Source organism: Pseudomonas sp. P4_D7 (assembly GCF_056401755.1).
In genome coordinates this window covers 60436-80421 of record NZ_JBFUIR010000029.1, presented here as the reverse complement: position 1 = coordinate 80421, position 19986 = coordinate 60436, and the positions used below count along the sequence as shown (strand labels likewise).

Annotated in this window: 15 protein-coding genes and 1 pseudogene; 10 read left to right on the top strand and 6 right to left on the bottom strand. The window is 60.9% G+C overall.

The genetic code is table 11. The features are described 5' to 3' along the window. Positions 1–8: 8 nt before the first annotated feature. The 7 genes from AC1DVF_RS18615 (at position 9) to AC1DVF_RS18585 (ending at position 7750) form a co-directional block, all read left to right on the top strand. The gene (locus tag AC1DVF_RS18615; protein ID WP_099758605.1) at positions 9–1010 is read left to right on the top strand and encodes a polysaccharide deacetylase family protein; all 1002 of its coding nucleotides are present in this window, start codon (positions 9–11) and stop codon (positions 1008–1010) included. Beyond that, positions 1007–2314, top strand: a complete 1308-nt coding sequence (locus AC1DVF_RS18610; protein ID WP_477782944.1) for a lipopolysaccharide biosynthesis protein — start codon at positions 1007–1009, stop codon at positions 2312–2314. The genes AC1DVF_RS18615 and AC1DVF_RS18610 overlap by 4 nt, the downstream gene beginning before the upstream one ends. After that, positions 2311–4233 carry a hypothetical protein gene (locus tag AC1DVF_RS18605; protein ID WP_477782943.1) on the top strand — a complete coding sequence of 641 codons (1923 nt, stop codon included), beginning with the start codon at positions 2311–2313 and terminating at the stop codon, positions 4231–4233. The genes AC1DVF_RS18610 and AC1DVF_RS18605 overlap by 4 nt, the downstream gene beginning before the upstream one ends. 68 nt (positions 4234–4301) lie before the next feature. Beyond that, positions 4302–4991: a GNAT family N-acetyltransferase gene (locus AC1DVF_RS18600; RefSeq protein ID WP_099759405.1), complete on the top strand. Its 690-nt coding sequence runs from the start codon at positions 4302–4304 to the stop codon at positions 4989–4991. 4 nt (positions 4992–4995) lie between these two features. After that, complete coding sequence (locus AC1DVF_RS18595) at positions 4996–6180, top strand: GNAT family N-acetyltransferase (protein WP_477782942.1); 1185 nt, start codon at positions 4996–4998, stop codon at positions 6178–6180. Further along, positions 6152–6943 carry a ChbG/HpnK family deacetylase gene (locus tag AC1DVF_RS18590; protein ID WP_477782941.1) on the top strand — a complete coding sequence of 264 codons (792 nt, stop codon included), beginning with the start codon at positions 6152–6154 and terminating at the stop codon, positions 6941–6943. Before AC1DVF_RS18595 ends, AC1DVF_RS18590 begins: the two co-directional genes overlap by 29 nt. Before the next feature lie 114 nt (positions 6944–7057). Continuing rightward, complete coding sequence (locus AC1DVF_RS18585) at positions 7058–7750, top strand: N-acetyltransferase family protein (protein ID WP_477782940.1); 693 nt, start codon at positions 7058–7060, stop codon at positions 7748–7750. A gap of 136 nt (positions 7751–7886) precedes the next feature. Here AC1DVF_RS18585 and AC1DVF_RS18580 read toward each other — a convergent pair whose 3' ends face one another. Beyond that, entirely contained in the window at positions 7887–8684 is a 798-nt protein-coding gene (locus AC1DVF_RS18580) for a class I SAM-dependent methyltransferase (protein ID WP_477782939.1), read from the bottom strand. 249 nt (positions 8685–8933) lie between these two features. Here AC1DVF_RS18580 and AC1DVF_RS18575 point away from each other — a divergent pair. Further along, positions 8934–9071: pseudogene (locus AC1DVF_RS18575) on the top strand (helix-turn-helix domain-containing transcriptional regulator); the annotation flags it as partial. A gap of 98 nt (positions 9072–9169) precedes the next feature. Further along, the gene (locus tag AC1DVF_RS18570; RefSeq protein ID WP_093439192.1) at positions 9170–9517 is read left to right on the top strand and encodes a hypothetical protein; all 348 of its coding nucleotides are present in this window, start codon (positions 9170–9172) and stop codon (positions 9515–9517) included. Between the two features lie 150 nt (positions 9518–9667). Here AC1DVF_RS18570 and AC1DVF_RS18565 read toward each other — a convergent pair whose 3' ends face one another. From AC1DVF_RS18565 to AC1DVF_RS18545, 5 genes are all read right to left on the bottom strand, one after another. Next, a complete protein-coding gene (locus tag AC1DVF_RS18565) occupies positions 9668–11098 on the bottom strand; it encodes a sigma-54-dependent transcriptional regulator (protein WP_477782938.1) in 1431 nt (476 codons plus the stop codon). Then, positions 11067–12560, bottom strand: a complete 1494-nt coding sequence (locus AC1DVF_RS18560; RefSeq protein WP_099758597.1) for a sensor histidine kinase — start codon at positions 12558–12560, stop codon at positions 11067–11069. The genes AC1DVF_RS18565 and AC1DVF_RS18560 overlap by 32 nt, the downstream gene beginning before the upstream one ends. Before the next feature lie 94 nt (positions 12561–12654). Next, the gene (locus AC1DVF_RS18555) at positions 12655–13758 is read right to left on the bottom strand and encodes an SCO family protein (protein WP_460127898.1); all 1104 of its coding nucleotides are present in this window, start codon (positions 13756–13758) and stop codon (positions 12655–12657) included. Further along, positions 13755–16562: a multicopper oxidase domain-containing protein gene (locus tag AC1DVF_RS18550; RefSeq protein WP_477782937.1), complete on the bottom strand. Its 2808-nt coding sequence runs from the start codon at positions 16560–16562 to the stop codon at positions 13755–13757. Before AC1DVF_RS18550 ends, AC1DVF_RS18555 begins: the two co-directional genes overlap by 4 nt. Positions 16563–16905: 343 nt before the next feature. Further along, on the bottom strand, positions 16906–18366 hold the full coding sequence (locus AC1DVF_RS18545) for a sensor histidine kinase (protein ID WP_477782959.1): 1461 nt from the start codon (positions 18364–18366) through the stop codon (positions 16906–16908). Positions 18367–18632: 266 nt separating this feature from the next. Here AC1DVF_RS18545 and AC1DVF_RS18540 point away from each other — a divergent pair, with 266 nt between their 5' ends. Further along, positions 18633–19979, top strand: coding sequence for a hypothetical protein (locus AC1DVF_RS18540; protein ID WP_093439210.1), 1347 nt, complete (start codon positions 18633–18635; stop codon positions 19977–19979). Positions 19980–19986: the final 7 nt, after the last annotated feature.

Sequence of the window (19986 nt, the reverse complement as noted above, 5' to 3'; positions counted from 1 at the left end):
CCGAAGCCATGGCGATCAAACAATTACTCAAACGCACCAGTGGCTGGCTCTATCTCAACTCGTCCATGGGCCGCAACCAATTGCAGGGCGCCGGGGTGATTCTGATGCTGCACCGGGTGTTATCGAACGACCGCGCCGCCGACCTGCCGCACCGCAACGAACTCTGCGTAGGGCCGAAAGCCTTCGAGCATTTGCTGATGTGGCTGCGCAAGCATTTCGATTGCGTGCCGCTGATGGAAATCCTTCAGCCCAACTCACTGCGTACCGAACGCCCACGGGTGGCATTGACCTTCGATGACGGCTGGCGCGACAACGCGGTCAACGCCTTTCCGCTGCTGCAGAAACATCAGGTGCCGGCGAGCATTTTTCTCTCCACCGATTTCATCGGCAGCCGTCAGCGCTTCTGGTGGGAAAGCCTTGGCGAAACCCTGTGGGGCAGCCATGGCGACAAGGCACGGATGCATCTGATCGAATGCCTGCATGCCCTGCATCACCCGTTGCCGGTGTTGCTCGATGACATAGACGTCGACCGTCGCAGCCTGGCATTGCTCCATTACCTGCAAGGGCTGAAGTCGATTGACTCGCAGGAGCTGGAACGGCTGACCGATGAATGCCCGCAGGAGTCGCAACCGCAAGCGCTGGACTGGCATCAGGTGCGCGCACTGGAGGCGTCCGGGCTGGTGCGTTTCGGTCCGCACGGCGCCAGTCACGCGATCCTCACCGGTCTCGACGATGTGCGCCTGAGCGAAGAAATCAGCCGCAGCCGTGACGCCCTGCACAACGGCTGCAATCGTGCGCTGCCGGTGTATTGCTACCCCAATGGCGACAACGATGAACGCGTGCGCCAACAGATTGCCCGTCACGATTACCCGTTTGCGCTGGGCACCGGCACCGGCATTTATCGCGGCGAAGGCGATCCGCTGAACCTGCCGCGCTTCGGTGTCAGTCAGCGCACCGCGCGTAATCCGGAATTGCTGTCGTGGCGAATTTTTCGCGGGGCGCGGCCATGAGCCGAGGTAACTATCTCAAGCATCTGGCGCTGAGCATGGGCACCAAACTGGCGATGATCGCCCTGCGTTTGCTGCGCAATGTGCTGCTGGCGCGGATACTCGGGCCGAGCGAGCGCGGGCTGTTTGCGTTGCTCAGCACCCTGCCGGATCTGATCAGCGCCGCCACCAGTGGCGGCCTGAATTCGGCGGTGGGTTATCAGGCCGCCAAGCAGCGGCCGATGGGTTTGTTGCTGAGTCAGGTGTTGGTGTTCGGCTGTTTGCTCGCGGCGTTGCTGACCTTGCTGGTGGTGGCACTGGTGCGTGAGTTTGGCACCGAGTTGGATGTGACGATGCAGCTCGGTTTGCTCGCTTGGCTGTTGTTGCTGGCAGTGCCGCTGACCGTGCTGAAAAGCGGTTTGCTGACGTTGCACAACGCCTCCGGTGGCGTGGTCGCGTTCAATGCCTTGCGCCTGGTCGAGTCGCTGGCACCGCTGTTGCTGTTTCTCGCGCTGTTCTGGATGTGGCAAAGCGCGGCCCTGGAAGCGGCGCTGATCAGTTGGCTGGCCGGCATCAGTCTGGTAGTGCTGGTCGGTTGGGTCTGGCTCAAACGCGCACAACCGTTGCAACTGCAATGGGACCGCGCCAGCCAGAACGAACTGCTGCGCTACAGCGCGCGCAGCCATCCGGATCTGTTGTTTCAGCAAGTGATCCTGCGTTCGGATTACCTGTTCATCGGCGCCCTGCTCGGCAGCACCGCCCTCGGTCACTACGCCATGGCCAGCGCCGCCGCTGAATTGCTGTTGATCGTCCCGGAAGCGGTGACCACGCCACTGATGAAACGCCTGCTGCAGCAAGACGAAGGCATGGACAAGGTCACGCCGCTGGCCCTGCGCCTGACCGCCACGGTGATGCTCGGCGCGTGCCTGACCATGGCGGTGATTGGCGAATGGCTGATCGTCACCTTGTTTGGTGCGGCGTACCAACCGGCGTATCCGGCGCTGCTTGCCTTGCTGCCGGGGCTGTTGGGCCTGTGCTACGCGAGCATTCTGCGCCTGGACCTGTTGGGCAAGAATCGTCCCGGCACGGTGTCGTTGCTGATGGGCCTCGGTGCCCTGCTCAATCTGGCGCTGAATCTGGTGCTGATTCCGGCTTACGGCATCGTCGGCGCGGCGGCGGCTTCGTCGATTGCCTACCTGGCGGTGACCGTGGCAATGCTGGTGCTTTACTGCCGTTTGAGCGACGTGCCGTTCTGGCAAACCCTGATCATTCTGCCGCGCGACGTCACACCGATGTGGCTGATGCTGCAACGGCGCAAAACCGCATGAAAGGCCTGGCCCTGCTGCTCGGTCTCGGCCTGTCGCTGGACGCCTTCGCGGCGTCGATGCGCTGGGCCGAGATTCGTGACGGCAGCCTGTATCTGCAAACCGATCGCCCGGACACGCTGACCGTGCGCTGGACGCCGGCGTGGCAGGCCGATGCCAATGAAGAGCATCTGTATTTGCTCGATGGCCAGGGCAAACTGGCAGGTGATCGTTTTATAAAGGCCAGTGAAATTCGTGGCAGTCAGAGCTGGCCACTGCTGCCCGGCGCGGCGAGTTATCGGCTGGAAATTCCCGGCTACAGCTTCCGCAATTACCGCGTCGAACATGACGAGCACACGGTCGCGCTGTTCGCCCCGGCGAAAGTGCATTTCAGCGTCGACACCCGCAACGGCGACGAGTTGTATTTCAAGGTTGCGCCAGGTGAACACGCGGTGCTGGCGGGCAAGTTTCACGGAGGTGTCAGAGGGTTGCAGGCACAGCGGGTCGGCGCTGAGCAGCAACTGACGCTGGCGCTGAAACCCTATCGCGCCTATTGGCAGTTCGATCAGGTTGCCCTGCCCGTCAGCGAGCGCGAGCAAGTCTGGCGTCTGCGTCTGCAAGGCAGCGGCAAAGCAGCGTTCTGGCTGGATGGCACGGCCAACCTGTTCGCGCAGAACCCGCAGCAACTGAAAGCGCTGCGTGAAGACGCCGGTCAGACGCATCTGGTCTTGCACGACAAAGTGCTCGGGCGCACGCCGGACCTGGGCATCGCCCTGCCCTACGTGATGCCGCCACCCGCCAGTCATGCCGCGTTCGATGCGCTGAAACCGACGGCGGCGAGTTACTACAGTTTTGTCGACGTGACGGCGAAGAATCCGCAGTTCGAAGACGCGTTCCGTCAGGTGTATCAGGAGCGTTTCGGCATCAGGCAGGACATCACCTTGCTCGCCGGCAGTCAGCGCCAGGCTGACTTGCGCGCCGATGTGCAAAGCAACGGCGGGCTTGATGCGTGGTTAGCCAGCACCCGAGCGCTGGGTGGCAAGGGCACCCACTACATCGGTTTTGCCGATGAGCCGAACCTCAACTATTCCAGTTACGCGCAGTATCAGGCGATTTTCACCAGCATGGCGCGGCAGGTGCGCAGCGATCCGGCCAATGCCAAGGCCGGCGTGCGCATCGCCATGCCGGCCAGTTCGCGGCTGGTCAACGGGCCGTTTGCCAATAACGCTGCGGACAAGCGCGGCATCGATTGGGCGCGGCGTCTGCTCAGCGAATCCGGCGATCAGGTTGACGCACTGGCGTGGCACGAATGGATGATCCGCGACCTGCTCGCCACACGAGTCTATCGCGACAGCGTGCGCCGCGCGGCCGAATTGGTTGGCCTCGATGGCAAAGGCCAGCCGCGCAAAGCCTTGTTGCTCGACCAGACCAATCTGTCCAGCGGCTCCAGCCTCAGCCCTTATGATCAGGAAACCCACTACACCTCGCTGTGGTGGGCGTCGGTGGTGATCAACGCGTCGCAGGATGGCTTGTTGACGATGCTCAACTGGTTCCAGGCCGCCGATGAGCCGCAGTACCCCAAGGGCATGCTGCGCGTCTCGGCCGATGAACAACACTTCGAGCTGAAGCCGGTAGGCCTGGCCCAGCAATTCATAGCCCAACACTGGCTGCATCAGGTGCTGTGGCTGGAAAACGATGCCTTTGAAGTCGATGTGCTGGCGATGGCCGGCGACGATCAGCGCGTATTGCTCGGGGTAAATAAAGGCACTCGACTGCAACGTGTGGACCTGGCCGGCGCCAAGTGTCCGCTGAACAACGGCGCCCTGCGCTACTTCGGTGCTGACAATCGCAGTCGCGACGCGCCGTTTACCTGCCAGGACGGGCGTGTGCGTTTCGAGCTGCCGGGGCAAACCCTGTTCGCCCTCGGCTGGAGCGCTTCATGAACCGTCCGTTGATGTTCAGCCGCGCAGGCCTGTGGCCGCGCGATGCCTCGTCATCAGGAGCCAAAACCATGAACATGCTAAGCAAACTGACTGAACACCTGCGGCAGAAAGGACTCACTGCTACCGCCAAAAAAGCGTGGAAACACTACATCTTTTCCCATCAGGAACTGCTGTGGATGGAGCGCGATCTGGTCAGCCCGGTGCCGCCGCACAACCTCAAACCGTACCCGCCGCTGCGGGTGGTGAAGATCACGGCGGACAACGCCAGCGCCTTCGCGCGCTACTTCGGCGACCGCGTCGGCACCATGGCAGAGCTGGCCAAAGAAGGTCACACCGGGCACATGCACCTGGACGATCAGGGCGATGCCGTGGCGTTTATCTGGGGCAGTTCGCGGGACTATTTCGACCGGCACTATTACGGTTGCATGTTTCCGGTGAAACCCGGCGAGTTCTTCGAGTTCGGCGGTGAACTGACCCGCGCCTACTGGGGCAGCGAGTTGTCGGTGGATCTGCAACTGGAGCTGTGGAAAGCCATGGCTGCACAGGGTTGCGACAAGGTTGTCGACGTCTGCGAATTCCACAACATCCCGGCGCTCAAGCTGCACTTGCGCATGGGCTATACCGAGCAGAACCGCATCATGAATGTGTACACCTTGTTCGGTCGCTGGCGTTTCTACCGCGAAAGCCGCTACAGCGGTTCGCGTCTGGATGCGCTGCGCAAACCTTCCCGTCCACCCGTAACAGCCACGGCGGCCTGAGTCTATGGTGACGCGATTCGAATGGCGCACTTCGCTGTGCGCCGCCGATTTCCCGGAAGCAGCGTATGAAGCGCTGCGCCTGCGGGTGACGGATCACACGCCGTTCAACCACCTCGGTTGGTTGTGCGCGGCCGAGCAGGCCCTTGGCGCGGATGAGCGTTTGCACATTCTGCTGGGGTGGGAAGCGGACGAATTGCGTCTGTGCCTGCCATTGGTGGCGAATCGCGAGCGCTTTGCCGGCCTGCCGTTCCGGGTCGTGCATCACTTGGGGTATCCACTGGCCGATCGTTTGGCGCTGTTGTCTTTGCTTGGCCATGAAGACATGCGCAAGGCCTTGCTGTTGATTCACCAACGGCTGCCCCACGCGTTGCTGCAACTCAATGAGTTGTCCGAACCTGCGGGTGAGGAAAGTGCGCTGACCGAATGGATGGCGCGCAGTTCCACCGCTGAACGACGCCTGAGTTGTCGGGTGCCGGTGCATCTGATCAGCGAGGCCGATCATCAGGAAGTCTCCGGCGACCCGCGCTACAAGCTGCGGCGGGCACGCAAGCGGATCGCCGCGTGCGGTGCCGAAGTGCGGCGCATCGTGCCCGATGCGTTGAGCATGGGCCCGCTGTTAAAGGTCATCAGCGACGTCGAAGCGGTGAGCTGGAAAGGCGACGAAGGCGTGGGGATTTTCGCCAGCGAACGCAGCCGCCAACTGATCGAGCGCGCCTTCACCGCCCTCGCCGGCCAGGGCCTGGTGCGGGTGGTGACGCTGGAACTGAATGGCCACTGCATCAGTTATCGCCTCGGTCTGCTGGAGCAAGGACGGCTCTACGATTACAACCTCGCCTTCCTGCCGCAATACGCGGATCTGGGCAGCGGCCGGGTGTTGCTGGAGGAATGGATTCGCTGGGGGCTGGACGACAACTGGCGCTGGATCGACGCCTCGCGGGTCAGCCTGGAAAACTCCAGTCATCAACTGCATGAACGCATGACCGGACAACTGGAGCACTGGCGCTGGAGTTTTTATTCCTGGCGGCCGAGTGGTCTGGTGCTCGGCCTGGGCCTGCGCCTGTGGCATCGCCTCAAACCGCACGTACAAGCCTGGCGCGCCCGTCGTACCGAGCCTGCGAAACCCACACCGAAACCTGTCGCGATCACCACGGAGGGCGAACATGCCTCGCCAAGTCATAGTCAACGCTGACGATTTCGGCCTTAGTCCGAACGAAAATTCGGTGATCTTCGCCGCGTTTCAGGCTGGGGTCATCAGTTCTGCCACCGCCATGGCCAACATGCCGGCGTTCGAAGCGGCGTGTGCCATGGCGCGGCATCCGACGTTGCAAGGTCGGGTCGGGCTGCACTTCAACCTGACTTACGGACGACCACTGAGCCTGGGGATTCTGGCGCGTCGCACCTTTTGCGATGACTTCGGCGTGTTTGACCTCAGCCTGCCGCGCCACAGTTTCTGGCTGGGCCGCGAGGATCGCAAGGCGGTACGCGAAGAATTGCAGGCGCAGTGGCAGCGCTGCGTCGATCACGGCATGCGTCCCAGCCACATCGATTCTCACCAGCACGTGCACAACATCTGGCCGATCGGCGAGATCGTCGCGCGGTTTGCCGCGCATCAAGGTGTACCGATTCGGCTGGCGCGCAACCTGGGGCAGAACCTCAATCTGCCCAAGCGTGTGTTCAAGGGATTGCTCAATTGGCGTTTGCAGAGTCTGGCCGGCGTTACCGCCGACTATGTGTGCACGCCGATCGACCTGCGCAACGGCAACGCGCCGACCGACGGCGTGCTGGAAATCGTCGCCCACCCGACGCAACTCGGCGCCGATTTCGGTGACGCCTATCTCAACCCGAACGAGTCATTGAGCCTTGTGCTAGAGCAGCGGCTGACGGGCGTTGCGCGGGTTTCCTATAGCGATCTGAACAAGAATTTTCTACGCGGGGCGACGGCACTCGATTGAGTTACACACGCTGAAATACTTTCCAAAGTGGCCCTTTGAAATTAACTGGCCAGCGTGATCTATACCCACAAAAGCACCATCCACCACACCCGGGCTGCGGCCACGGAGGGCATCATGAGCGTGATCGAAAAACTACAAGAGCGCATCCGGCAAAAAGGCTTCGGCCGCACGTTCGGCACGTTGTGGAAACGCTACGTGTTCTTCCATTGGGAACTGTTGTGGATGGAGCGTGACCTGGTCAGCCCGGTACCGCCGCACAAGCTGCGGCCTTACGACGGGCTGCGCAAAGTCGACATCACACCGGAGAATGCCGTGGCGTTCACCAAGCATTTTGGTGACCGGGTAGGCACCATGGCGGAACTGGCGGCCGAGGGTCACACCGGGCACATGTACCTCGATAAGGATGACCACGCCGTTGCGTTTATCTGGGGCAGCATCCGCGACTATCACGACCGGCACTATTATGGCTGCACCTTCCCGGTGAAGCCCGGCGAGTTCTTTGAATTCGGTGGTGAGATGACCCGTGCGTATTTCGGCAGCAGCCTGTCGGTGGACGTGCAGGTGGCGCTGTGGGAGGCGATGGCGGCGCAGGGTTGCGACAAGGTGGTGGATGTGTGCGAGACGCACAATATTCCGGCGCTGAAGCTGCATCTGCGCATGGGTTACCACGAGCAGGGCCGCGTGATGCACGTTTACTGCCTGTTCGGGCGCTGGAAGTTTTTCCGCGAAACGCGGTATGAGGGTTCGCGTCTGGAACCGCTGCGCAAACCAGGGCGGCCGGTGGTGAGTGCGGCGGCGCAGGCTTGATTCAACTCTGAAAGGTTGTGGCGGTCATGAGGCCGCCTTCGCGAGCAGGCTCGCTCCTACATTGGATTTTTGCTCGGCGCAGATCCAATGTGGGAGCGAGCTTGCTCGCGAAGGGGCCAGTAAGGCAATGAACAATTCAGGCCTTGCTGGCGACCAAGGTAAAACACATCGGCATCTGCGCTTCCTGATTCAGATACCGGTCATACACCTCTTCCCGATTCGAATGCGCATACTCCCTGAAGTGCGCAATATTCAGCCCTGCCCCGATGGCACCACCGAAAATCGCCCCCAGCGTGTGCACAAACCAATACGACTTCGCCGCCTGCTGCTCAACCTTGCCGACATAGACAATCGGTTCTTCCTGCACAAACGGTTCGGCGCGGAAGTACGAACTCGCGAGGCGATAGGGATCTTCCCCATCCGGGTCGACCATTTCCAGAAACGGGTGGGTTTCGTAGATCACCAGTTTCCCGCCCGGTTTCAGGGTCGAGGCGACGTGGCGGAAGAACTCGCCGATGTCCGGCATCCAGTTCAAAACGCCAATGGTGATCAGCGCCACATCGAAGCGATTGTGCAAGGACGCTGGCAAATGATGGATATCGCTTTCGATGAACTCGGCTTTGTGCGGTGAACGCTTGTTCAGCTCGCGGGCCTGTTCTAGAAACGCCGCCGATTGATCGACGCCGACCACGCTTCTGGCACCAAGCGCAAACAGCGAGAGACTCTCACGGCCATTGTTGCAGCCCAGTTGAATCACATCCTTGCCATCGACCTCCAGCAACCCGCTCAGGGTCTCATCGAGGCAAGAGAAATCCGCCTGTGCGACTTCGCCGAGCAAGGCCTGCCAATCAGGCGAATCCTGGTGATGGCGGGCGGAATCGTTCCACGCCTGCCGATTGCTTTCGATGGCGGTTTTATTGTTGGGCACTTCCATGGCGCACTCCGGACGATGCTCGTGATTGAGCGGATCCGAGTCTAGATCAGCCCGGCAATTGCGGTTGTTGCAAACTTGTAAGCCAATTCCTGCGGCAACTCCTACATATCAGGGTGTTCTGGCCTACAAATGTCGGCGAATTATCAAAACAGATAAAGGACACGGCTGACTATTCAACTCTGCTCACGTGGATACCCTCACAAAGCGCAGTCATCCGACGCGCACAAAAATGGCTAAGGAGGCTTAACCATGAGCCAGACTTTGACGAATTTCGACGTGATAGCACTGCTGGACAGTGACGAAGCCATCAGCGAATACCTGTCCCAGGTTCTTGCAAATGGGGATAACGAAGAGTTTCTTCGCGCAATCGGCTATGTGCTCAAGGCCTGCGCACAACCGGAGCACGTGATCAATCACCCGGTTGTTTGAATGTCGGGCAGCTATAGTTAATAGCCTTGGGGAAAACCGCACTCGCAGGTGCCGCCATGCATATGCTCGATCGGCTGTTGTTGACCGGCTGTCTGCTCGCTGCCACTCAGGCGCAAGCGCTGGACAGCAATTTCAATTATTACGGGCCGAACCAGCCCTTCGCCCACCCTGCCCCGTATTCACTGAGTTCCACGCCGCCCAAGCCTTACGACGATACGGCGCCGCAGGATTTTGTAGTGATCCCGGGTGACCATGAGTTCTACGATTCACAACTGCCGACTGTGGCGGACGCGACGGTGCGGGTGTTTATCCGCACGTACGATGCCGAGCGCGGGATTTATGTGAATGACGAGGTGCTGGATCCGGGTTGTTTGCTGGAGTGTTTGAGTCGGCAGCAGCATTGATCCGGGTTGCTCACAACATCTGCGGCACCACCGATCCCTTGTAGGAGTGAGCCTGCTCGCGATAGCGGTGTGTCAGCAATAAAGAGGTCGACTGACACACCGCTATCGCGAGCAGGCTCACTCCTACAGGGGAAATGCGGTGTGCCTGGGTTACCACTGCCGTTTATCCGGGCGGGCGAGGCCGAGTTTTTCGATGCGGTAGCGCAGCATGTCGCGGCTCAGGCCCAGCAGGCGCGCGGATTTGGTGACGTTCCAGTCGGTCTTGTCGAGCATTTTGCGCACCATGTCGCGCTCGACTTCCGGCAGGTTCATCGATTCGGTGTTGCTCGCCGGACGCGGTTCGTAGTGCATCGGTGCTTCATGAATATGCAGCGGCTGCTCGTCGACCAGGCTCATGCACACGTTGAGCTGATGCGCAGCGATGGTGTCGCTCGGCGCCAGCAGTACGGTTTGTTCGAGCATGTTGCGCAGCTCGCGCACATTGCCCGGCCAGGTGTAACTGAGCAGCAGCTCTTCGGCCTGCTGACTGAAATGCAGATTCGGTTTGCCATAGCGTTTGCCGTGGCTGGCGAGAAAGTGCCGCGCCAGCAACAGAATATCGTCGCCCCGGGCATACAGGCGTGGCACTTTGATCGAAATGATCCGCAGGCGGAAAAACAGATCACGGCGGAATTTGCCCTGCTGCACCATCTGTTCAAGGTTGCAGTTGGTCGCACTGATCACCCGCAGATTGACCTTGCGCTCCTTCACCGAACCGACCCGGCGAATGGTGCGGTCCTCCAGCAACTTCAAAATCTTCGCCTGCAACAGCAGGTCCATTTCACCAATCTCATCCAGAAACAGCGTGCCACCATCCGCCGCTTCCACCAGCCCGACCCGGCGGTCCTTGGCGTCGGTGAATGCGCCCTTCTCATGGCCGAACAGCTCTGACTCGACCAGATTCGATGGAATCGACGCGCAGTTGAATTCAATGAACGGCCCTTTGCTACGCGGACCGTCGAAGTGCAACGCGCGGGCCACCAACTCTTTGCCGGTGCCGGTCTCGCCTTCCACCAAAACCGGCGGTAGATCGGTGTTGGCCATGCGTCGCTCGGCGTCGAGCAACTGGCCGATGGTATTTTTCAGGTACTGCATCGGCGCCGAGTCGCCGATCAGCGCCTGCACCCCGGATTTCTGCGCCTCGCRCTCCTGATAGAACGACAGCGTGCGCTCCATCCGCTCGGTGGCCAGGGCCTTGTCGAGCAATAGTTTCAGCTCCGGTAAAGCCACCGGTTTGGTGACGTAGTGAAAGGCGCCCTCCTTCATCGCCACCACGGCGTCTTCGACGTTGCCGTAACCGGTCATCATGATCACTTTGAGATCCGGCGCGCTGATGCGCAGCTTCTGGATCAGGTCGTGACCGCTCATGCCCGGCAGCGAGTTGTCGGTCAGCACAATGTCGGGCATGAAGGTTTCCAGTTGCGCCAACGCGTCTTCGGCCGAATGGCAGACGGTCACCTCGAAGTCCTTGCGCTCCAGGTAGGTCTGAATATTCTCGGCCAGCAGTTCGTCATCCTCGACCAGCAGAATGCTGTGTTCCATATTCCCCTCCCGATGCCACTTTGAAGTTGAGACTGACGCGGGTTCCCTCCTGCTCGCGGCTGGTCAGCACGACCGAACCTTCAAAACGCTCCATGATTCTTTTGACCAACGCCAGACCAACCCCGAGGCCGCCCTGTTTGGTGGTGAAAAACGGTTTGAACACCAACAGTTGCTGCTGCGCGCTCATGCCCTTGCCGGTGTCGCTCACGGTCAGGCGCACGCGGTCGGGCTGCGGCGATTCGAATTCGACGCTGAGCACACCGCCCTTGGGCATCGCTTCCAGGGCGTTGGCAAACAGGCTATTGAGGATTTGCGTGAGCAGCACCTTCTGGCTGACGACCGGCGCGCAATTCTGCGCAGTGAAGCGCACTTCGACGTTGCAGCGTTTGATCAATGCTTCGAAGGCGCCAACGGTGTCTTCGACCGCCATCACCAGGTCCACCGCCTCGCCGTCGTCGTTCATCGGCCGCAGCGACACCAGCAACTCGCGCACCCAGCGCGACATGCGATCAACCTGGCTGATGATGTCGCCGATGTTGCGCTGCGCACCGGGGCTGGCGATTTCCTGGGCCAGTTCGGCGCTGGAGCGAATGGTCGCCAGCGGATTACGCAGACTGTGCGCCACCGCCGAAGACATCTCGCCGAGGGCGACAAAGGTTTCATTGCTGATCAACTGTTGCTGCTGGCTCTGCAGCAGTTTCGCCGCGCGGCGGACGATCCAGAACAACGCGAGAAAGATCGCCGCACCACCGAAACAGGTCGCCGCCCAGATCGAGGCGAATCCACGGTCGATGCGGTCGACCAGATCCGCCGGTTCCTTGTAGATCTCGACCATGGCGACGACTTTGCTTTTGTCGGCGTTGAACATCGGGATGTAGTTCTCGATGAACAAATACTTCGGCTCGCGCAGTAACTGCTGCTCGGGTTTCTCATCGTCGATCTTGTGATAACTGGAAGACACCGCGACTTTCATCTCGAACGATTCGTCGAGTTCGTCGTCATCCTCGAACTTGACCCCGATCAGTTCCGGATTGGTCGACCAGATCACCGTACGATCCAGCGCGTACACCGTGGCCAGGAGAACGTCGGGCAGGTGTTGGACATGGTCGAGGAACTCGGCGCGGGCGGCTGCATGGGCAACGGGATCGACATCGGGAAAGTTGTCGTCCTGGCGCGGGTCGAGCATTTCGCCCATGGTGCGCGCCGGGGTGATACCGGCGTGGCGTATTTCCGCTGCGCCGATGGCCTGAACGAATTGCGCCGTCAGCAACGCATCGCGCTCAACGCTTTCAGTGACGATGAAGCGCGTGGAGATATAGCCAAGGCCCACCGCCACGGCGGCAATGATGAAAAAACTCGCGAGCGAGAACCAGCGCAGCAGATTGAACTGTTCGCGCCAGCTCTTGCCCATTGCCGCCGGGGTGTCCGGCGCAGGTGTTTGTTGTGCTTCCAGTCGCTGCATGGGAGTGCCCTGGAGGTTTTGTATCGAGCCAGTTACTGCCATCAGTGTAGGTGGCTCTGACCGCGACACACGGTTCAATGATGCTATTTCGCCGCTACCGCATCTGACTCACCGTCGCGGCTGGATCGCCCGGTTTTACTGGCGTCAAAGCACCGTCGGCCACGGCCGTGGTGGATGGTTGCTGGCGCTCGGTTTCGTCACTGAGAAAATCGATGATCGACTGTGTTGATTGCTCGTCAAGGCGCAGGTTGGGCATCGGGATTCGCTCGAATTGTTCGTAGAGTTGCAAGGCAATCGGGTCTTTTTCCGCGAGCAGGCGATCCGGCTCGCGGATCCAGCGATTCAGCCACTTCGGATCACGGTGACGGGTCACGCCGATCAGGTCAGGGCCGATGCTGCGCATGCCAAGGCCCTGGCCATCCATTGGGCCGAGGCTGTGGCAGGAGGCGCAGCGGGTGCGGAACAGTTCTTCGCCATTGCTCGGCGGACGAATGTCCGGGGCATTGGCGTAGCTTTCTTCGATGCTCGGCTGCTTCCAGTTCTGCAAGGTGTTGGCCAGTTGATCGGCGAGGATCCACGGGTTTTCGAACGGCGAAGCTTTCATCCAGCGCCCGGTGGTCTGGTTACCGACTATCAGGCTGAGGTTGTGGTCCTTGTTGCGGCCGTTGTCGACGCCTTCGATGAACAGCCCGAGTTTTTTGCGCAGGTCGGTGACGTCTTCGAACTCGCCGGTGAGAAACCTCCAGCCGGGGCCAACTTTAAAGCGCTGCGAATAGGCCTTGAGCACTTCGGGCGTATCACTGAGCGGATCGATGCTGATCGAGTAGAAAAAGATGTCCTGGCCGACCCGATCACCGAGCAGTTTTTGCACCTGGCGCAGGCGCGCGGTTTCCAAGGGGCAGGAATCGCTGCACGAAGTGAAGATGAAGTTGATCACCACCACTTTGTCTTTGATCAGGTCATCGAAGAAATGCACCTGCTGACCGTCCTGATCGGTCAGCAAGGTGTTGGGGAAATAGTCGCCACCCCACGGGGTGGCGGATTCGCTCGCCGCTGGTGGCTCGCCGACGCTGGCCTGGTGCGCCAGCAGCACACGGCTGGCGAGCACACAGACCACCAGCATCAGCACCAGGTGCATGCCCAGCGCCCGGGAGCGCGGGGTATGCACGGGTTGGCTGTCACCGTGGCGACGGTTCATGGCTTGATCACCACTTGTGGGCCCATACCGTCGCCGCTGCGGAAGGTAGGCAGCGCGGCCGAGTTGACGTAGCGCACACCGTCCCAGCTTGGCAGTGGGGTTGGCATCAGTTGCAGCTGACCGGGTTTCTCCAGGTCCCAACGCAGCAGCATCGAGTTGTCCTCATGCTGAGTGTTGTGGCAGTGCTCCATGTAGGTCCCGGCGAACTCGCGGAAGTTGATCGCCATCTCGACGTTGTCCAGACCATCCGCTTCAGAACCAATCCGATAGACATCTTTGCGCGCCCATTTTTCCCATTCCGGCGGTGCCTTGCCGCCGCGACTGAGAATAATGCCCTCCTCGAAGTGCACGTGCACCGGATGGCTCCAGCCCGTGCCGCCAGCCTTGATCTTCCACACCTCCAGCGTACCGAACCCGGTGACACCGGCATCGGTCGRGCCACTGGACAATTGGGTCGAGGCATTGAGTCGGCGTGGGTCCATGTGGAAGCCGAACCCGCCGTCAGTCTTGACCGTCCAGGGCGCTTCATCGGTGCCGTCGGAACGGCCGAAGGTGAAGGTGCGGTGGCGAGCCTTGGCCAGCAGGGCTTTGTCGGCGGCGTTGTCGCGATGGAGCTTCAACGGGATCATCACCAGCCCTTCCGCCTTGCCCGGTTTCGCCGGTTCGTAGGCTGCCGGGTTCATCGCCAGATCCTGACCGGTGTAAGCCTTGACGTTGAGCTGCAAGACCTTGCCCACCGCCGGATCGCCTCTGTCCCATTGCGGGCCTTTGCTGGTCTGCTTGATCACTGCCAGGTATTTTTCCGACAGGATGTCGCCCAACGGAATGACCTCTTTGGGTCCCTTGCCGTCGTCGTGGGCCTGCAGGTTGACGAAAAACAGCTTGTCCCCCGGCTTGATGCCGTTTTTCGAGAAGTTGACGATGATATCGAAGCGCTCGGCGATGCCCTGGGTCGGCAGGATCGCGTTGTGGTTCTGTTTATCGCCATCGGCGTCGAGGTCCATGCTGCCGTCGAACGGCACGCTGTGCTCCATGATGTTGCCGTCGTTGGCGATCATGTGGAACGGCACGCGGCTGTAGGTCACGCCGGAGTTTTTCGGCCCTTGGAACTCGCCGCCGCTGCCTTTGATTTCCCGCACCAACGCCAGTTTGAAGTAGCGCGACACCGAGCCATTGAGGATGCGGAAGCGATAACTGCGCGCACGCACGTCGAGGGCCGGTTTCCACTGCCAGTTGACCAGCACCTGATCACCGAGGAAGCCGTCGGTGTTGAACGGGTTGAACCACAACTGGCCTTCCTGATCCCACGCCTTGTCGGCGAACACCAGATTGACATCGTAGTCACGGTTACCCCATGGCAAAGCGCTGCCACTGGGGAATCGCAGGTTGACGCCGTCGTTCACCGACTCGTTGCCGCGATCCAGCGCGCTGTAGTAGTTCATCATCGCCGCGTTGCCCTTGTAGACGTTCTGCGCGGTGAAATCGAGCATGTGGTCATGGAACCAGTGGGTGCTCATGGTCTCGCGCCAGTCGCCCCGGATCTTGATGGTACCGTTGTCACAGGTCTTTTTCGCCGGTGCGAGGTCGTTGACCCACAGGGTTTCACCCGGTGCGCAGGGGAACGCCGCGCGCGGGTCTTCAGCCTTGGTGTTGATGCTGTCGTAACCGGCGAGCTGGATCGGCCAGCGATAGTCATAGAACTGCCCCGGAAAGAAGAACGCGTTGGCATAACCGTCGCTTTCTGCCGGCGCGTGACCGTTGTGCTCGTGGGTGCTGATGGTGTGCAGACCGAAACCACGGTTGGCCGACGGATCGATCGGCAAGCCGTTGTAGTGACGCATCATCACCGGTTGGCCGTAACGCACCATCAACAGTTTCGGCGGCAGCGTGCCGTCGAAGGTCCACACTGCGTTGTGGTTCTGCACCGGCATGGCCGGGTGGAAACGCGGGTCGACGCCTTTCGCAGTACCGTCAGTCAGCGGTACACCCGCGACGTTGTGGTACAGGCCACCGGGGCCGAATTCGCCCACCGCGTAATGGTGCATTTGCACGCTGTCACGCAGGCCACCATTGAGGCGCGCGCCGGTCTGCGCGGTTTTATAGGCGACCTGTGGGTAGAACTCGTTCCAGCGCTGGTGTGCCCAGCCTTTTCCTGGTGGCCGGCCTTCAGCGGACGAGCCGATGTGGCGATTGAGGAACACTTCGATCTGCGCCTGCCACGGGTTGCGGTCGACCACGTTAGAGAACTGGCTGGGAAACGGCGTCAGCCCCGGTTGGCGCAAAAACGCATCAAGGGCGGTGCCGGGTGGCGCGCTGCGGGCGACGTTGTTCGGGTCCTGAGCCGGTGCCGGGCCGATCGCAGCGGGCGGAAACGGCAATGGCGCGGCCGGGGTGGTCGGGTCGAGTTTTTCCGGGCCGAACTCTTCGAACAGGGTCAACTGCTGGGTGAACGGCTGCGCGCCATAGAGCGGGCTCGGCTTGCCGTTGGTGGGGTAGTTGAAACTGGTCTGCACGGCCGGCGGCAGGACGTTCTCCGTGCGTGTCGAGGCACGGGTGCCTTTGACGCCGTCGGGCAAGTCGAAGGAGTCTTCGTTGGCCTCGGGCATGGTCAGGATGGCGTTGAGCGCCGTCGGTTCGTCTGCCGGCTCGTCGTAGTACGCCGACGGGTCGGAGGTTTCTGGCTGTCGTTCGTCATCGATCGGACTGGCGCGAACGCCGGCCACGGTGCCGAGGGTCAACATCAGAAAGACACTCAGAGGCGTCAGCAGAAAGGTATTGCTTGGGTTGCGCGTTGTTCTGTCCATCACCAGCCGCCTCATCAAGGAAGGGGTGATGGTGTTTTGCAACTAGTGCGCCAAGAAATTATTTCCAGTTGTAACAGGGACTTGGAAGGTCTGCGGGTTTCCCCACTCCCCGGTGACCGGGGCTTGACACCCAGTGATGGGGGAAGTTCATAAATTTTTGGCCCGTGAAATTCTGCAGCGGTGGAAGTGTTGATCGTTCCCACGCTCTGCGTGGGAATGCCTCAAGGGACGCTCCGCGTTCCATGGGACGCAGAGCGTCCCCGGCTGCATTCCCACGCAGAGCGAGGGAACGATCAGTCGATAGATCGCAGTCTTCGGCAGTCCGCGAAATGGAATAGGCCCGTCATTGGACTAATTGGAATGCCAATCGAACCGAGGTGCCCTCACCTTCGCGGCTGTCGAGGGTCACGCCGCCGCCGAAGCGCTCCATGATGCGTTTGACCAGCACCAGACCGACCCCGAGGCCGCCAGACTTGGTGGTAAAAAACGGCCGGAACGCCATGGTCCGTTGTTCTTCGTTCATGCCTTTACCCGTGTCACTGAGCACCACGCACACGCCACGGTCATCACTCGGTTCGAGGCTGACAGTCAATGTGCCGCCCTTGTCCATCGCCTCCAGCGCGTTGGCCAGCAGGCTGTTGAGGATCTGCGTCAGTTGTACCGGTTGGCTGAGCACCATCGGCGTGTGTTGCGGATGAAACACCACCTGCACGCCGGCCTTGGCGATCTGCTGTTCAAAAGCGACAAGGCTTTCGTGCAGCGCCGCTACCAGGTTCACCGGTTCCGGGTCATCGTTGAGCGGACGCAGGGACTGCAGCAACTCGCGCACCCATTTCGACATGCGGTCGACCTGGCCGATGATGTCCTTGATGTTCTTTTCTGCCGGGCCGGCATCGAACTCCAGCGCCAGTTCTGCACTGGAACGGATCGTCGCCAACGGGTTGCGCAGGCTATGCGCAACAGCGGAGGACATCTCGCCGAGGGCAACAAAGGTTTCATTGGCGATCAGTTGTTTTTGCTGGGCCGCGAGCAGAATCGCCGCGCGCCGGACGATCCAGTACAGGCCCAGGTAAATCAGCCCGCCGCCGAGCGCAGTGGCTAGCCAGATCAGGGCCAGCCCGCGCTCCATGCGCGTGATCAAATCCTTGGGTTCCTTGTAGATCTCGACCATCGCCGTAACGTTCTTGCCCTCGGCGTCGAACAGCGGAATGTAGTTCTCGATAAAGATGTAATCCGGCGGGATGACGAACTTCTGCTCTTCCCGGGCCTTGTCGACGTCGTGGTAACTGGCCGACACCGGAATCTTTTCGTTAAAGGAGCGATCAAGGTCTTCGTCGGCATGGATGCTGGTGCCGATGAGCGCTGGATTGGTCGACCAGATCACCTGGCGGTCCGGCGCGTAAATGTTGGCGAGAATCACGTCCGGCAGGTGTTCGATGTGGTCGAGAAATTCACCGCGCGCACCTGCCCGGGCCTGCGGGTCGACATCGGGAAAATCCTTGTCCTGACGTGGATCGAGCAACTCGCCCATCGTGCGGATGTTGGGAATCGACACGTGGCGCACTTCGGCGGACGCGATGGCCTGAATGAACTGCGCGGTGAGCAAGGCATCGCGCTGCACGCTTTCTTCGATCACGAAACGCGTTGAAACCGCGCCCAGTGCGATGGCCACGGTGCCGATCACGGCCATGCTGATCAGCGAAAACCAGCGCAGCAGGTTGAACGGTTGCTTGCGCGAACCCAAGCGTAGCGTGCCCTCCTCAACCGGAAGCGATTTCGACTGCATCGGTGGGCCTGTCGACATTTTCATCACAGACATACCGCTATCGCGAGCAGGCTCACTCCTACAAGGATCTGTGTTCGGCAGGCCATGATGGTCATCCCCACCGCCCCCGATTCTGGGGAATGACGCCCTTTCCCCGCGGGCCAAAAACCCCAACTTCACACCTGCAAATCCCTCTAATCCGGCCATCTCCCGCCCATCCACCACACCTTGGCATGGAAGGTGTACAGGCCCTGTGCAACTGACCCATCCCCAAGGGGCAGGTACTTCGATAGAGGGATTAACTCATGCACCCTTTACTGTCCAAAACCGCGACTGTCCTGGTCGTGAGCGCGTTGGCCCAGGGCATAGCCCAGGCCGCTTTGTTTGCTGTTGACCCGGGTCCGTACACGGTGGCCACTGGCGGTTTCGCCAGTTGGTATCAGGACACCCACGGTCGCACCCTGGATCTGTGCCTGTCCAAAGCACTCAGCTCACGCGTGCCGAGCACACCCGGCGCGCCTTCGTACATGTGCTCGCTGCTGCCGGCCCCCGGCATATTCGATGACGCTCAACCGCTGGCCTTCCCCAGCAACTTCCCCGACGAGGCGTTCTGGTTCACCGCTGACGGCACGATTGTCGACGCCGCGCGCGGCATCAACCTCTCCTACGGTTCGGCGATCGAAGCCGCGTTCAGTGGCGGTGACCCGGCGGAAGGCGATCAGATCAGCTTCGCGCGGATCCGCATCCGGGTCGATATTCCTACGGCCGGCACCTACGTCATCACCCACCCGTATGGCGTCGAAGTGTTCAACATCGACACGCCCGGCCGCCGCGCGATCAACATGACCCGCGACATCGGCATCGGCACACCGAAAACCTACGACGGCGCGCTCAAGGGTGACGTCGGACCGTTCCTGCGCAGTCTCAACGGGCCCTACACCGAAACCAACCCGGTGACTGGCTCGGCAGAACAGTTTGTCGGTGATCCGAACCTTGAAGAAGCCGTGACCGGCAGCCCGTTCAACACCAACTTCATCCGCATCGAAGGCCCCAATGGTCTGGATCTGCGGACGACGACATTTGCCGTCTCCGGCAAGTTGTCGACGGTAGTTCGACCCACACCAATGATTACCCAGCGCAGCACTTACTCACGCAAGGCGGGGACCAGCGCACCGGTCGCCCAGCAAGACGTGTTCGTCCTCGCACCACCAGCGCCCGGCACCGTCGCCGTGACCAGTTTCACCCCGGTGCTGAACATGACCGAAGCCAACTCCACCGGTGCCTGGTATGCGCAATCGTCGGCCAACCCGACCGTCCCGAGCGTCCTGCAAGTGACCGCCGACAACCACCTGGCCATCGCCAGCAGCACGCCGACCACCCTGCCCATGACCCTGACCGACCTGGTAGTGATCCAGAGCGCGCAATACAGCCTGAGCTCCGGACAACTCACCGTGGTGGCCTCGACCAGTGACGAAACCTCGCCACCCGTACTCACCGCCACCTCCGGCAGCGGCGCCGCCATCGGTGCGCTGAGCGGCGACGGCGCGCTGAAAAGTCTGGCCACCGGGATCTCGCCGATACCGCCAGCCAAGGTGCGCGTGACGTCGTCCAACGGCGGCAGCGACACCGAAGAAGTGGTCATCGTGCAATGAACGCTCA